The 14858-nt window shown below is 60.4% G+C and carries 11 protein-coding genes; 4 read left to right on the top strand and 7 right to left on the bottom strand.

Annotated elements, in window-relative coordinates; all coding sequences use genetic code 11:
• Window positions 1-36 precede the first annotated feature (36 nt).
• Window positions 37-555, top strand: coding sequence for a CvpA family protein (locus A4R35_RS12710; protein ID WP_112429914.1), 519 nt, complete (start codon window positions 37-39; stop codon window positions 553-555).
• Between the two features lie 209 nt (window positions 556-764).
• Window positions 765-2105, top strand: a complete 1341-nt coding sequence (gene hflX / locus A4R35_RS12705) for a GTPase HflX (protein WP_223258316.1) — start codon at window positions 765-767, stop codon at window positions 2103-2105.
• A gap of 123 nt (window positions 2106-2228) precedes the next feature.
• Here hflX and A4R35_RS12700 read toward each other — a convergent pair whose 3' ends face one another.
• Window positions 2229-3377: a trypsin-like peptidase domain-containing protein gene (locus A4R35_RS12700; RefSeq protein ID WP_189361743.1), complete on the bottom strand. Its 1149-nt coding sequence runs from the start codon at window positions 3375-3377 to the stop codon at window positions 2229-2231.
• A 263-nt stretch (window positions 3378-3640) separates the two neighbouring features.
• Here A4R35_RS12700 and A4R35_RS12695 point away from each other — a divergent pair, with 263 nt between their 5' ends.
• Window positions 3641-4666, top strand: coding sequence for an alpha/beta hydrolase (locus A4R35_RS12695; protein ID WP_112429910.1), 1026 nt, complete (start codon window positions 3641-3643; stop codon window positions 4664-4666).
• 91 nt (window positions 4667-4757) lie between these two features.
• Here the strand turns inward: A4R35_RS12695 and A4R35_RS12690 are convergent, their stop codons facing one another.
• A complete protein-coding gene (locus A4R35_RS12690; RefSeq protein WP_112429908.1) occupies window positions 4758-5438 on the bottom strand; it encodes a hypothetical protein in 681 nt (226 codons plus the stop codon).
• A 474-nt stretch (window positions 5439-5912) separates the two neighbouring features.
• Here A4R35_RS12690 and A4R35_RS12685 point away from each other — a divergent pair, with 474 nt between their 5' ends.
• Window positions 5913-9569, top strand: a complete 3657-nt coding sequence (locus A4R35_RS12685; protein WP_112429905.1) for a WD40 domain-containing protein — start codon at window positions 5913-5915, stop codon at window positions 9567-9569.
• 42 nt (window positions 9570-9611) lie between these two features.
• On the opposite strand, the gene dcd is transcribed toward A4R35_RS12685, so the two are convergent.
• The 5 genes from dcd to A4R35_RS12665 form a co-directional block, all read right to left on the bottom strand.
• Window positions 9612-10136, bottom strand: coding sequence for a dCTP deaminase (dcd, locus tag A4R35_RS12680; protein WP_189361741.1), 525 nt, complete (start codon window positions 10134-10136; stop codon window positions 9612-9614).
• The gene (locus A4R35_RS24320) at window positions 10120-10398 is read right to left on the bottom strand and encodes an SWIM zinc finger family protein (protein WP_189361740.1); all 279 of its coding nucleotides are present in this window, start codon (window positions 10396-10398) and stop codon (window positions 10120-10122) included. The genes dcd and A4R35_RS24320 overlap by 17 nt, the downstream gene beginning before the upstream one ends.
• 146 nt (window positions 10399-10544) lie before the next feature.
• Window positions 10545-13385, bottom strand: a complete 2841-nt coding sequence (locus A4R35_RS12675) for a CHAT domain-containing protein (protein WP_146747210.1) — start codon at window positions 13383-13385, stop codon at window positions 10545-10547.
• Between the two features lie 33 nt (window positions 13386-13418).
• The gene (locus A4R35_RS12670; protein WP_112429899.1) at window positions 13419-14000 is read right to left on the bottom strand and encodes an NTPase; all 582 of its coding nucleotides are present in this window, start codon (window positions 13998-14000) and stop codon (window positions 13419-13421) included.
• A 30-nt stretch (window positions 14001-14030) separates the two neighbouring features.
• Window positions 14031-14858, bottom strand: a complete 828-nt coding sequence (locus A4R35_RS12665; protein ID WP_189361738.1) for a caspase family protein — start codon at window positions 14856-14858, stop codon at window positions 14031-14033.

Below are 14858 nucleotides of genomic sequence, written 5' to 3'. Positions count from 1 at the left end.
TTACTTCTCATTCATGATCTTGGGAGGAAGAAGTAAATGTCTCTTTCGTTTAACTGGATCGATCTTGCCTTTCTGGCTACAGCCATTGTACTAGTCATCAATGGTTTTCATAATGGCCTTATTGCTAGCTTGATTAATCTAGTTGCGCTCCCGCTGGCGTTGGCTGTGGCCTTACTCTTCGGTCCCTCGTTCACCACCTTGCTCGCCGGGAATGGAGCCGTGGCTGCGCCTCTGCTCGCCTATGCCCTGCTCTTTTTCGCTACCGTCCTCATCGTTCATATCATCACCACGCTGATTCGGGCCTTTGTTCACAGCATTCCAATGCTGGGGATCGTCGACGAGCTGCTCGGAATGGTGCTGGGTTTTGCTGAAGCCTGGCTCCTGTGGCTGATTCTCTTGCTGGCCCTGCATAACATTCTCAGCACCGTCCAAAGCATTCCGGTGCATGATCCAGGTCAGTTCAGTGCCTGGCAGCGAGCTTATAATGAAGCAATTGCCCAGAGCCTCTTTGTGCATCTCAATCAGTGGCTGCTTGGTCGCCTGCCCTTAAAATAGGGTCTGTGATGGGAGCGCCGGGCTATCCGTCTACTTGTTGGCTGGCCTGGCCTTCCTAGCAGGAGGGCCGGGACAAGGGGCGCTGCCTCTGGGCTTGCGCTCTGCGGTCAAGGCGCATACAATGTATAGTCAAGGGGTATTCTACGTATTCTAGAGCTGAGTAGATTTTGCTTGAACAAAGGAGGCATTTTACGGCAAGAAACGAGGCTGTGCTGATCAAGCAGAGAACCACGGAGGGGCCGGAGCGGGCCTTTCTCGTCGCGGTGGCCAGTGAGCGACAGGAAACGCTCTGGAGCGCTGAGGATTCGCTCAACGAGCTGGAGGCCCTGGCCAAGACTGCCGGGGCCGAGGTGGTCGGCAAGATGCTGCAGCACCTGCGTCATCCTGATCCTGCTACCTATCTTGGTAAGGGAAAGGTCCAGGAGCTGGCTGCCCTGGAGCAGGAGCTGGGCTTTGAGCTGGTGATTTTCGATGACGAGCTGTCACCCTCTCAACAGCGCAATCTTGAAAAGGCTCTCAATGCGCGTGTGATCGATCGTACGACACTGATTCTCGATATCTTTGCCCAGCACGCGCGGACGCGCGAGGGGCGCCTGCAGGTTGAGCTGGCACAGCTGGAGTATCGCCTGCCTCGTCTGAGCGGGCGTGGTATCGAGCTGTCGCAGCAGGCTGGTGGCTCGCTTGGTGCGGCGGGTGTTGGCGGAGCTATTGGTGTCCGCGGTCCTGGTGAGACGCGGCTGGAGATCGATCGTCGCCGCATTCGCAATCGCCTGGCGGAGCTGCGTCGCGAGCTGGAGGAGGTACGTGAGCAGCGCACGCTCCATCGTCGTCAGCGGGCGGCTTTGACGATGCCGGTGGTGGCTGTGGTGGGTTACACCAACGCCGGTAAGTCGACGCTCTTTAATGCTTTGAGTCAGGCCGATGTTCTGGTCGAAAACAAGCTGTTTGCGACGCTTGATCCGACGACGCGCCGCGTGGTACTGCCGGGCAACCAGGAGGTCTTGCTGACGGATACGGTGGGTTTTATTCAGCGCCTGCCGACGCGCCTGGTGGCAGCCTTCCGGGCAACGCTGGAGGAGGTGGTTGATGCCGATGTGCTGCTGGAGGTGGTGGATGTCAGCCATGAGAATGCCATCGAGCAGAGCGAGACGGTCAACGAGGTCTTGCGCGAGCTGGAGGCCCATGAGAAGCCGCGGGTGACGGCCCTCAATAAGATCGATCTGCTGCCTGATCCCGACCGCGTTGATCCTTCGCTCTATCCCAATGCTGTGGTGGTTTCGGCGCTGCGGGGCTGGGGCCTGGAGGCACTGCGCGAGAAGCTGGCCCAGGTGGTGGCTGAGCAGATGGTGCCTTTGCAGGTGCTTGTGCCTTACGCGCGCGGCGACCTGGTGGAACTCTTCCATCGTCGCGGGCGCGTCGAGCAGGAAGAGCATCGCGCCGAGGGGACACTTCTGGTCGGGCGCCTGCCCTCTGCCCTGGCTGGTTACTATGCGCCGTATCGCCTTCAGCAGCGCAGAGGCTTGCTCAGGGTCCCTAGCGTCCGCCCCTAGCCGATGCCCTGATGAGGGGTGAATGGGAAAGCAAGAAGAGACTATTCCTGTTCCTGGAAACGTGTCTGCCACTGCCCTGAGCTGGTGAGCTGGATGGGGGAGATAGGCTTGCGCTCGCTCAGCTCAGGTCTGCTTGCCTTTCAACTCCTGGATGACTCGATACAGCTCATCGGCGATCTCCTTCATGGCTGCGTCTCGGTCCCTGCTTTCTGTGATAGGCTGCCCGGAGCGCGGCAGGGCCTGCAGCTTGCCGAAGGGAGAGCTGGCCAGGTCCGCAGTTGGCCGCAACTTGATCGGGATGATGCGCGCCGTGCCGGCCTCGTGGCGCTGCATGGCCCGCTGCATTTCTTCGTTGTAGCATTGGTCGGAGTTCATGTAATCAGGGCTGATAAGTAATAGAATGATGTCCGCCTGCTCTAGCAAGCGCTGGCTCTCGCTCCGTTCTCGCCCCGCGCTGAGCTGCTCGCTGTGATAGCTTTCGATCAGTTGACGGTGTCTAAAGGAAGCCAACTGCTTCTCAAGTTCCTCTCTCAGTTTGCGATCCCGCTGGCTGCCGGAGTAGGACAGAAAGACTTTGAGGGCTTTGGTGTTCTGCTGGAGCAGCGGCTGATATTGGGGACAGCACTGCCCGAGGCGCTGACGTTGCTCGACTGAGAGAAGCTCCAGCCAGCGGCGGTTTTGCCGGTGTGCGGCCAGTTGATGATTGACAAGGTCGGGGAGCTGAGCAAGGATGACGCGCGCCTGCAGAGCCTGGCCACCGCGCTCGCTGTTGAGGCCCAGCGAATACTGAATCATGCCGCAGACACAACCACTGGCCTCGTCAAGCAACGGGGACCCGCTCATACCGGGATCGACCGGGCCGCGTTGGAAGGTGATCCACTGGTTCCGCTCGCCGGCTGGCCCGGCGGCGTCGAAAATGAAAGAGGTGCCTCCTGGCACTGAGCCTGGGTAACCGTAGGTGTACAGACGGCTGTAGGGCTGCGCCTCCCCACAGAGCAGGACACAGGGATGATCCTCAAGAGGGACCTTTAACAGCGCCAGATCCCGATCTGGGGACGAGTCATCAGCAGACACTGTGGTGATGGCCGCCTCGTAATATCTCTCCCGCCAGTAGATCTGGAGGCTAGAGCTTGCCTGGTGAGCAGATTGGATAACGTGGGCGCAGGTCAGAATCAGGCCCGGCCCCACAAAGAAGCCTGTACCCCAGGGATGATGGTCGGCGTCAATGCGCACAGTGGCCCGCTGGAGGAGCGCCGCTAAGCCGTCGATCATGTTCATTGGTTCCTCTTAGAGCAGATTATAGCGAATGGCAGGCGCGCTGCTTCTATTCTAAAGCAGCATCCTGCTCTTCGTAAAGGTCGCTTTTGTCGCTGTCGGGCGGACGGAAGCGAACGTGCTCCCTGGGAGGCCAGGCCGCGGGCTGGCTGGCTGGCTGTCAGCAGAAGAGACATGGACGCCCGTGAGGAAAGCATGCTAGACTAGGACCCAAAGCACCAAGGATAAGATAGAGAAGAAGAAAGAAGGAGGCGCAAAGCGTGTATCCCTGGTCGCACGACTTCAAAGGGCGCTTTGACGAAGTGACCTTTGAGAGCCAGGTGCTCAAGGACAATCCTCTAGGTGATCCCTATCAGCGCCCGCTCTGGATCTATCTGCCGCCGGGCTACGATGAGCAGCCAGAGCGGCGCTATCCCAGCATCTATGTGATTCAAGGGCTGACGGGCCAGCTTGACATGTGGCGCAATCGCTCGGCCTTCCGGCGCAACTTCCCGGAGCTGGCCGATGAGCTGTTTGCCAGAGGGGAAGCTCCGCCGTGCATCCTCGTCTGGGTCGACTGCTGGACCTCCCTGGGGGGAAGCCAGTTCCTGGATTCACCCGCTGTCGGACACTACCACACCTATCTCTGCGATGAAATCGTCCCTTGGGTCGATGCTCACTATCGTACCCTGGCGGCGCGCGAGCATCGAGGGATCGCTGGCAAGTCCAGCGGCGGCTACGGCGCGATGGTCACCCCTATGTTACGACCCGATCTGTGGGGAGGCCTGGCAACTCACGCGGGCGATGCTCTCTTTGAGGTCTGTTATCAGCGCGACTTTGCCAAGGTGGCGCGGGCCTTGCGCGATCACTACGGCGGTTCGTACGAACGCTTCTGGCAGGACTTCCGCAGCCGTCCGGCCTTCTCCAAAGAGAGCGATGCTGACCTGCTCAACGTCTGGTGTATGGCTGCCTGCTACTCGGCGGATATGGACGGTACAGTGCACTTGCCGTTCGACATCGCCACCGGTCAGTTGATCCCCGATGTCTGGGAGCGCTGGCTGGCCTGGGACCCGGTGCGGATGGTTCCTTTGCACGCCGAGGCCCTGCGCTCGCTGCGAGCCATCTATATCGATGCTGGCAGGCGCGATGAGTACTATCTCGACCTGGGAGCGGAGGCTTTCCGCCGCGCCCTGGCTGAGATTGGGGTCACTGATGTCTTCTTTGAGCTGTTCGACGGACGACACGGCGGAATCGAATATCGCTATCCGCTCAGCCTGAAATACCTGGCCGAACGGCTCTCTCCATGACCAGCGCCAGCGAAGGGAGGTGGTCCCTTCGCCACGCGGGCCAGCCATGATAGTGAAGTCAGGAAGGCCAGGCAGAGTCCAGTCTGGCACGCTAGCGCAGGCGGGCAAACTGGCCGGCGGCTTGGACGCCGAGCGGCTTGCGCAGGTGTCGCCGGGCAGTACTCAAGGCAGAGCGATAGCGCTTCAGCTCAACCTGATTCTGCGGCGGCGGCACCTGCTCGGGGTCCAGGCCCGCTTTGCGCAGCGCCACGATGACGGGCCGTAGTTCGAGGCCGCACTCACGAATGCGCCAGAGCACAGCCGCCTGTTCACGGGCAGACAGGCTGCGAATGGCCTGGATGTAGAGCGCAAGGCGCTCTTCTGGAAAATCCTGCAGCTCGCACTCATAGGCTGGATCACGCGCTCCTTCGTTGGTGGCGGCACGCTGCTCGCTGAGGGTAAGAACCTCGGGCTGCTCTGTCTCCAGGGGGAGAAGCAGAGGACGACGGCGAAGTCGTCGACAGGCATCGCGTGCACGATTCTGGACAATGACGCGGATCAGCAAGGCGGGTTTGTGCAATGGCCCCTTCCGACTCACTTTCCAGAGGGCGAAGCGCACCTCCTGGCATTCGTCCTGATAGAGTGCTTCCAGATCTTCCCGCTTGCTAGCATGGATGCGTGAGAAGTAGCGACGTACCTGAGTCACAACCCGAGCGTCGCAGGCGTGTAGCAAGGCTTCATCTTCAGCGTCGCTGTCGTAAACAGAAACTCCAAGCGAAGGTAGTGAGTTCACAAGACTCCTCCTTCATGAACAAACACAGAAGCAAACCTACAAGATGCCGTACTTTGTCCAGTTCTGGCGCCGGCAAGCCTGACGTTGCCTCACCTGGGTCAGGTCGTGCTGGTCTATTCGCTTGATCGGCCATCGCGATGACCAGCGAGCAATGAGTTCGGAAAGAGAACAACCAGCTCTGCTCAGGCCAGCCTGTGGCGAGATAGCTGGAGGAGTTGAGCTTATCGCTCGCCAGTTCTGTAGCAGAACCTGAGAGGATAGTGAACATCTTGTCGTTCTCTATAGAACAGTATACAGTGTTCACTCATGTTTTTCAAGAGGGTTGAGAAGATGAAAAGGTGAACAATTGTTCATCAATGTACAATTGGGCAGAAAGAGAACGGCTCTCCTCTTTACAGGCGTGCACTTCTGTTCTATACTACCCAGTAGAACAATCAATGTAACCCGCCGTGGTGGGCAGCGAGGAAGACTGTAATGGCTGAAAACAGACACGCTCCTGCAACCGCTATTGGGACCCGTATGCGTCACCTGCGCCAGCAGATGGGTAAGAGCCTGAGCGAGGTAGCGCGCGCGGTGGGCTATTCGAAGAGCTATCTTTCTGCCGTTGAAAACAATGTGACTCTGCCCTCGCTCCAGCTTGTGCAAGAGTACGAGCGTGCGCTGCAGCTCCGCAGCGGCGAGCTAGTTGAGGTATTAGTGGGTGGGCAATTGGAGCAACTACCGCGCGGGCGCCGGCGTACTACGTCCTCCTCTCTGGTGCTGCCTGCTACTGCGACTGCGGCGGCCCTGGATTCCCTGGCTGCCCGTCCACGCTGTGATCTGGAGGAAGCGCCCTACGTCTCTCGTCTCTATGGTCGTGATGAGGAGCTAGAGCTGCTCTGGCGTTGGGTGACGCAAGATCGTTGCCGTCTGATTGCCATTGTGGGCATAGGCGGAGTGGGTAAGACTGCCCTGGTGGCGGCTCTGGTTCAGCGTCTGCGCAGCTCCTCCGATTTTCAAGGCTTGCTCTGGCTTTCGCTCCACACCCCTTTGTCTCGTGGGCGTCTTCTCGATCGCTGCCTGCGCTTCCTCAACGGTGAGGAGGAGCACCAGCCGACCCCTCTTCCCGAGAGCGAGGAGGATCGCCTGAAGCTACTGATTCAGCGGCTGGAGCGCGAGCGGTTTCTGTTGGTCCTTGATGACTTCGACTCGTTGCTGCAGAGTGGGGCTCTGGCGGGCCACTATAAGGGGGATTACAAGGGCTATGAGGAGCTACTCTATCTATTGGGGAGCCATGCCCTGCAAAGCTGCGTCCTGCTCACCAGCCGCGAGAAGCCCGATGGCATTCCTCTCCAGGAGGGGAAATATGCCCCGGTGCGCACCATGACCCTGTCAGGCGTCTCGCCCGAGGCGGGGCGTTTGTTGCTGGCAGGTGAGGGATTGGAGGGCGATGATGAGCACTGGGCCGAGTTCATTCGCCGCTATGCTGGCAATCCCCTGGCTCTGAAACTGGTCTCTCCTACCATTCGCGAGGTCTTTGATCGTCAGATTGCTCGCTTCCTCGATCAGGAGGTGCTGGTTCTTCAGGGCATTAAAGATTTGCTTGATAAGCAGTTCGAGCGCTTAACCCCTGATGAACGGGATGTCTTGTACTGGTTAGCGATTGGGCGCGAAGTGGTGACGCTCTCTGAGTTGCTGGAAGATCGCCTGGCGCGCACCTCCAAAGGAGCGCTGCTTGAAGTACTAAAGTCGCTGCGCCATCGCTCGCTCGTCGAAGTGCGTGGGGCCGCGGGCTATACTCTGCAGCCGGTGATCTGCGAATATGTGACGGATCGTCTGGTGCAGCAAGTGGCCGCTGAGATTCTCCAAGAGCAGCCTCTCTCTCTGCTACAAAGTCATGCCCTTCTCAAGGCCCAGGCCCGGGACTATATTCGCGAGGACCAGGTCCGCTCGATTCTTGGGCCACTGGCTCACATCTTGCGCACTGCCAGGGGAGGAAGCGGCTGCGAGCAACTGCTGCGCTCATTGCTGGCCCGGCTGGAACGCGGCAGGCCGGGCTATGCGGCTGGTAATATTCTCAATCTGCTCCTCCACTTGCAGTGCGATCTCCGTGGCTGGGATTTCTCGGGTCTGGCGGTCTGGCAGGCTAATTTGCGGGGTAAAGCCTTGCCGAACGTCAATTTCGCCTGGGCCGATCTGACTGGCTCGGCCTTCACCGAGATCTTCGGAAGCATTCTCTCGGTGGCCCTTAACCATGATGGCTCGCTCGTAGCGCTCGGTACAACTACCTGTGAGGTGCGTATCTTCCGCGTCCGCGACTATGCGCCGCTGGTAACCTGCCAGGGCCATGCCGATTGGGTGCGCTCGGTCCTCTTCAGCCCTGATGGACGAATGGTGATCAGCGGTAGTGAGGATGGGACAATTCGTCTCTGGGATGTGGAGACTGGCCAGTGCCTGCAGACCCTGCGAGGTCATCAGGAACGCATCTATTCGCTGGCCGTGAGCGCCGACGGGCGCCTGCTTGCCAGTGGGAGCGGCGATCAGACCGTGCGTCTCTGGCGCCTTGATATGGCTTCCGGTCTCGCTGAGTGCCAGCGCGAGCTGACTGACCCGGGCCAGAGCGGCAGAGTCTATGCTGTGGCCCTCACTCCCGACGGCAAGACGCTGGTCAGCGGTGGAGAAGATGCAATTCTGCGCCTCTGGGACGTTGAGAGCGGCTCCTGTCGTGCCCGCCTCCCCGGCGCCAACGACAGCATCTGGTCGCTGGCTCTCAGTTACGATGGTCGCTTGCTCGCCTGCGGCTGCGAGGAGCGCATCATGCTCTGGGACTTGACTTCCCTGGCGCTGCTGGCTTCCTGGGATGCCCATCGTAAGCAGGTCTATGCGCTCTCTTTCAGCAGCGATAGTCGCTTCCTCGCCAGTGCTGGCGGCGATCGCCTCTTGCGCCTCTGGAACATACGCGACCTCTCTTGTATCAAGACGCTGGAAGGGCACAGCCGGCGTGTCTATTCGCTGGCCGTCAGTGCGGATGATCGCTTATTGGTGAGTGGCAGCGACGATCAGACGGTGCGTTTCTGGGATCTTGAGCGCGGGCGCTGTGTCCGTATGTTGCAGGGCTATAGCAGCCAGGTGCGCACGGTGGCGACAAGCCCCGATGGTCAGCTATTTGCCAGTAGCGGCAATGATGGCCAGGTGCGGCTCTGGGACCTGGGTGAGCTACGCTGCTTGCGCACGATGGAGGGCCACACGGCCAGTGTGTGGACGGTGACCTTCGATGGCCACGGTCGCCTCCTTGCCAGTAGCAGCGAAGATGGCACGGTGCGCCTCTGGCAGGTGGAGACGGGCCAGAACTTCCGCATTCTCAAAGGCCATGCGGCTCGCGTCTACATGGTGGCTTTCTCTCCCGATGGCTCGCTCCTGGCCAGTGGCGGGGCCGATCGCACATTGCGTGTTTGGGAGGTGGCAACCGGTCAGTGCTTGCATATCCTTCGCGAACATCGGGGGCGGGTCTACGCCGTCGCCTATAGTCCCGATGGCCGGCTCCTGGTGAGTGGCGCTGAAGATCAGACCATCTGCCTCTGGGATACCCGCGATTACCGCTGCTGGCGAAAGCTCTCTGGCCATAGCGGGGCGATCTATACGCTGGCCATCAGCCCTGACGGTCGCTGGTTGGCCACGGCAGGTGCTGATCAGCTGGTGCGTCTCTGGGATCTGACCCAGCTGGAGCAAGGTCTTCCGCGGGCGATTCTCAAGGGGCATCGAGAGCGGATCTGGACGCTCTCCATCAGTCCCGATAGCCGCCTGCTGGCCAGCGCTGGAGATGATCAACTCGTCTGCCTGTGGGATCTGGAGACCGGCGAGCTGCTGAAAATCGTTAATCACTTTGATTATCGCATCCGCGAGATCGCTTTCAGTCGCGGTGTACAGCCCGTGCTCTTGGTGAGCGGCAGCCACACAGGGACGATTGAGGTCTGGGACGTGGAGCGTGCTCAGTGCCTCCGCGTGCTGCGCAGCGACCGACCTTATGAGGGTATGAATATCTACGCTGCGACTGGCCTCTCGCTCTCGCAGCGCTCTATACTGCGCTCCCTGGGCGCTGTGGAGAATCCAGTGCTTCAACCGAGGCTGGCAGGGCAGGAAGACCGGAGCTGACAGCGAGTAGGCAGGCGAGAGACGGTCCGCCTCCGCAGCCTGCTAGGCCGGCTGATAAACGGTTGGCCCTTGTTGCCCGAAGTATTTTCCGCGGTATTCGCGCAGGCAGAGGCTGCTCAGCTGATGAATGAAGAGCTGACAGATGAAGAGGCCGGGATAGAGGACGACCGGGATACTATTGAGGTTGGTGATTTCGAGCGTCAGCACATGGTCGCTCCCCGGATCAACATGGCCATCGCCATTGTGCACCTGCAGTCCAGCCCGCGCAACGTCCCCTTTGGTTTCGATAAAGCCCTGGTAACCGTTGGGAATGCGAACCCGCTCCAGCGTGCAGCCCAGGATGAACTCGCCCGGGCGCAGCTCGTAGCCGTGATGAGGATCGATTATAATCTCTTCACTGGCGGGTGGAGCCTTGCCCAGCTCAAGACGCTCTCCGCGATACTTGACGAGACGCGCGCCGAGACGCAGATCAATGCTGGTTGGCCCAAGCTGCCGTTCCTCCCACGGCTCGACTACCAGCAGGCCGGCGGCCAGCAGGGCTTTGAGATCTCTATCGCTCAGGATCATGGTGCTCTTCCCGCGGCATGGTGTCGGTCGGCAGGGGAATGAGGGAGCCAAGTAGCTGCTCTGCCGCCATAATATGGCTACAGGTCCCGCGCTCGCGATAAAAGTCGCAGGTGCAGTGCCAGTCTCCTTCCGCATAGCTGATCAGGCGCACACCATGAGTCGAGCGCATCTGCAGCTTGATCTCTAGCAAGGTGAAACGCTCCGGCTGCTGGGCGTAGTTCGCTGCCTTCATTTGCTTGCGCTGTAGCTGCTCATCTTGCATCAGAAACTACTCCTGTCATGACTGGCAGAGACTACCTGCTCTCCTGCTCCTGCCCGTTGACCGTAGCAGGTTGGCCGAGTAACATGGACATCTCTCTCTTCATGATACCTGAACGGTAGTTTGTTAGACAAGTGCGCTACCCACCGTTATGCTGGTGCCCGAAGCCATTCTTCGATCTCCCTCTCCAGGCCAATGCCCAGCAGGCGGCAGAGCGCCAGCGCTTCCTGAGCCTGAGAAAGGGCTTCCTGCCGCTGGCCCTGGTACCAGAGGAGGCGGGCCGAGCGAAACTGATTGTGGACGATCCAGAAGCGGTCGTTCAGCTCATGGGCGAGCTGCATCGACTCTGCATAGTAGGCGTTGGCTTGTGACAGGTTGCCGCGATGGAAGGCCAGCAGACCCAACTGATGGAGCGTAGCCTGTTCACCTACGCGATCACCCATCTGCTGGCGCAGGCTCAGGCTGAGTAGATAGAGGGATTCGGCTTCATCCAGTTTGGCTGGTTCCTGGCTGCGCAAAGCCAGCTCGTGCTGAAGGCGCCCCTGCTCGTGCAGCGTGCGGGCCAGGCCCTCCTGATCGCCCAGCTGTTCGCGCAGTCGTCGAGCCTCAGCAAGCAACTGCACAGCACGCTCGAACTGATGCCGGCGGTAGGCCAGCCGCCCTAGCTCATGCAATGCGGCTGCTTCCTGCCAGAGATCTCTTCTGGCCGCCGCCTGCGCGCGCACGGCCTCAAAGTGCTCTTCTGCCTCGTCATAGCGCGTCAGCCGATAGCAGACGCGACCAAGTTCCAACTCCGCCGCACTGATCAGCACTGCGTCAGTAGACTGCCGGGCCAGCTGCAGGCTGGCTGCCACATCCTGGTAAGCTAGCTGGTACTCCGCCAGGCGATAACGACAGATGCCGCGCTGGAGCAGGAAGCGCGCTTCCTGCAGAGACTGCTTGAGCTGCTGCGCGGCCTCCAGGGCTACCTCCAGGATCTGCAACGCCTGCTTCAGCTGGTGGCGCTTCAGCAGTGGTGTCCCTCTCTCTCCCACCAGTTCTTCTGCCAGGGCAAGCAGGTCCTGCCACAGACCCAGGTTGCGCGCCCTCTCGACCGCCAGGGTAATGTTGTCCCAGTCAAATAGCAGCTCAGCCTCTATTCCTTCTTTTGATCGATATGCTTCTATATAAAAGAGGAGATGACGGCGCTGGTATTCGGCGCGTTTGGCTTGAGAAAGGGCCTGCCAGCAATGAAGACGCAGGTAATCGCTGACGAGGGGATGCATGCGACACTGCAGGCCGCCAGGGCCTTCTGCTCGTTCCAGGATAGCGGCGCGCTGGATCGCTTCCAGGGCCTCATTTTGCTGTTGCCAGAGGCTCTCACCTGGTTGGGGGAGCCTGCCGGCCTGGATAAAGCGCCAGGCGGATTCTGAGGAGGCTTCAGAGAAGACCGGCCAGCATTCGAGGAACTGGCTGGCCAGCGGCGACTCTCTGGTCACGCGGGCAATCGTCAAATGCAAGAGTTGCTCCATTTGCTGGAGAGGTTTACCGGAGAGCTGTCGGAGCTGAGTGGCCAGCTCCTGCCAGGGAATACCCAGCTGGAGGGCCGAGGTAGCCAGGGTCATGAGCTTGGGATGGTAGTAGCAGAGGCGTGGCAGCTCTTGCAGGCGGCGGCCCAGCTGCACGCGAGCGATCTCCTTGCCGCCCAGGCGCTCTTCGACGAACTCGTAGGCTGCCTGGGCGGGGAGCTGGCCCACGGTGAGCCAATTGGTCTGCAACAGTTGCTCAAATTCGGGGCGGCGATGGCGCATGAGCAGGAGCGCCCGGCCTCCCAGAGAAGTGTCCCAGGCGCTCAGCAGGTCGCAGAGGTCCTCGATCTCCGCCGGCGTCGCCTCTTCCAGGTCATCGAGGACAAGCAGGAGGGGGCCGCGTCCCATTTCGTAGAGGGCGAGGCCGCGCTGGCGGCTGCCGCTGGCTTCTTCTAAGCCCCAATCGAGATGGGTCAGCAATCCGGCTAAATCGAACGGGCGCATCCGGCGCAGCGAGGCGTAGGCAATCCCGCGTGTGAAGCGCCAGCTATAGCGATGGGCCAGTTCAATCGCCAGGGTTGACTTACCGCTGCCGGCCAGGCCGATCAGGCCGATGAAAGGAGAGGGGCCACTGCTCAGAAGCGCGGCCAGACGTTGCAGTTCGTGGACGCGGTCGCAGAAGCTGCGCGCCCGCGCAGCGGGCAGGTTATGAGATGGCTCACAGGGGAAATACTCAGGGTCGCCCACAGGCAGGGCTGGGCCTAATGGCTCCTCGGCGCCGGGGCCGAGCAGCGTCACTATCTCATCCTGGGCCGCTGGCAGGCGAGGCTCCCGCTGTAGGGTTCTCCGCATGAACTCCAACGCCTCTTTCAGGCTGGTACCACGGGCCAGCGCTGCATAAAGCGAGCTGGCCAGCACGGTAGCAGTTTCGCTATGCAACTGGCGGGTTGTTGCCATTACTGCTGGCACACCCTGCCTGACCAGCTCATCGCCCAGGAGCTCGCTGCTGCAGCTATTAAGCACCACCAGTCCCACTCGTGTATCCTGAAAGAGGGCCGCTAACTCAGCGGCTGCTACCCAATCGCTGCTTCCATCTTCCTGCTCAAGCTGCAGTTTGCTGCTGCGGGCATGGCCAATAATATGGACGATGTCAAAAGGGCGGGCGTGCAATGTGGCCTGCAAGAAGCGCCAGGTTGGCGGATGCAAGCGAATGAGAGCCGCTGGCACGCGTGACCACAGAAGCTGGCGATAGATCTCCTGAATCTCAAGTTCGGCATTGATCCGTACTGGCTCATCAATTGGTGAGCTAACCACCAGCAAGATGCGCAAGCGCTCTCCCGCCCGTTCCCAGGCTTCAATAGGGCTACTAGCCGGTCGATAGCTGCGGGCCTTATGGATCGTCTCCATAGCCGGTGTCCCTCCCCAGCGGAGCGATAGCTCTGGGCCTAACTCTGCCCGACTGGCGACCAGGGTGCCAGTCACAGTGACCTCCTTTGGAACGTACCCCACAATAGATCAGGTCTTTTGCTGTTGCTCTTTCTCCTCCCCTCTCATCACTAGCATACCTTGCTCGTTCAGTTTTTGCTGCAGAGAGGTGACCAGCTGCTCAGTCAGCTGATCACGATTGGTAGAGGTAAGTTCCAAGAGGCGGGTACCGGGTCGCTGCTTCAGCTCATCGGCCCAGGGATAGGGCCGCAGAACAATAGTGCCGACGAGTGTCCTGGAACTCTCCAGAACGGCGCTGACGGCTTCGCGAAAGGCCGGCGAGAGCAGTTCCATAGGCCCGATCTCATCGATGATGACGACGGGACGTGTCTGGAGAGCATGCTGGATGGCTGCCAGGCCCAGCGACTCCAGTGCCGTCAGATCGACGCCGTAGCGGCCCACACGGTGCGGGCTGCTATGGCTCGTGCTGGCGAGCAGGCCGCGCTGCCCGTCGAGGGTGACGATTTCAAAACCGGTGCGCTGGCCAGAGACACGTACCTCCTCGGTATAGAAGCCGCCGCAGTGCTCGGGGCCGAGCGCCGCAACCACCTTCTTGATGGCTGTCGTCTTGCCACTTCCTGGCTCTCCCGTGAGCAGGTAGACTTCTCCCATCTCGTTATTCCCTTCTCCTTCCTTGCCAGACTAGCGCTCTGGTGGTCTCAAGAGCGGCAGACGGGCCAGGCTCAGGCGCCCATTCAAGACCGGGTGCTGGCGACCTCTGGTAAAGGCGACAACTGCCATCGCCACACGATCGTAGAGCGTGCTCAAGCTGATCGTGCGCTCCTCTGGCTCGCCGGGGCCGGCGGAACGCGAAGCGGAGGCTTCTGGGCCGCTCAGGGCCTGTAACAGGAAATAGGTAAAGATACCCTGGCGTAGCCCCGCGTCTTCTCCAGCGACCTCATCGTCGTCGCAGGCAGCCAGAATAATCCGCCCTTCTCCAAGCGGGAGATCCTGCAGCCCCGGTACAGGCGCTGCCGGACCGCGCAGCTCTGTGCGACGGGTGCGCAGGAGCGGCCCCTCAAAGGTACGCCCCCCAGCCCGCCCACTGAAGCAGGTATCGAGGAGGACCACTACTAGCCGCGCTGGAAGCCGCTCTAGCAGCCGAATCAGGTCGTGTTCCAGATCCAGACCTGTCGCGAAGATCGCATCATACTCGGTATCGTGAGCGATCAGGTAGCGCGAAAAGCGGTCTGGGGCTTGGCTGGTCTCCGGGGAACCATGACCGGCGAAGTAGAGCAAGACCACGTCTTCACGCCCTGCCTGTCGCGGTAAATGCTCGCCGATGGCAGTAACGATAGCCTTGCGCGTGGCTTGCTCGTCAATCAGGAGTCGTAAACTGAGATCCTCTGCTGCCAGACTGCCGGCAAGCTGACCGTAGAAACGCTCGGCATCGCTAGCTGCATACCGCAGTGCACTGATGCGGGCGTCCTGATACCGGTTAATGCCAACGAGAACGGCGTGTAGTTTCAT

The organism is Thermogemmatispora tikiterensis (assembly GCF_003268475.1).
Taxonomy (GTDB): domain Bacteria; phylum Chloroflexota; class Ktedonobacteria; order Ktedonobacterales; family Ktedonobacteraceae; genus Thermogemmatispora; species Thermogemmatispora tikiterensis.
The sequence above is the reverse complement of the archived record's forward strand: the minus strand, read 5'-3'. Positions and strand labels throughout refer to the sequence as shown.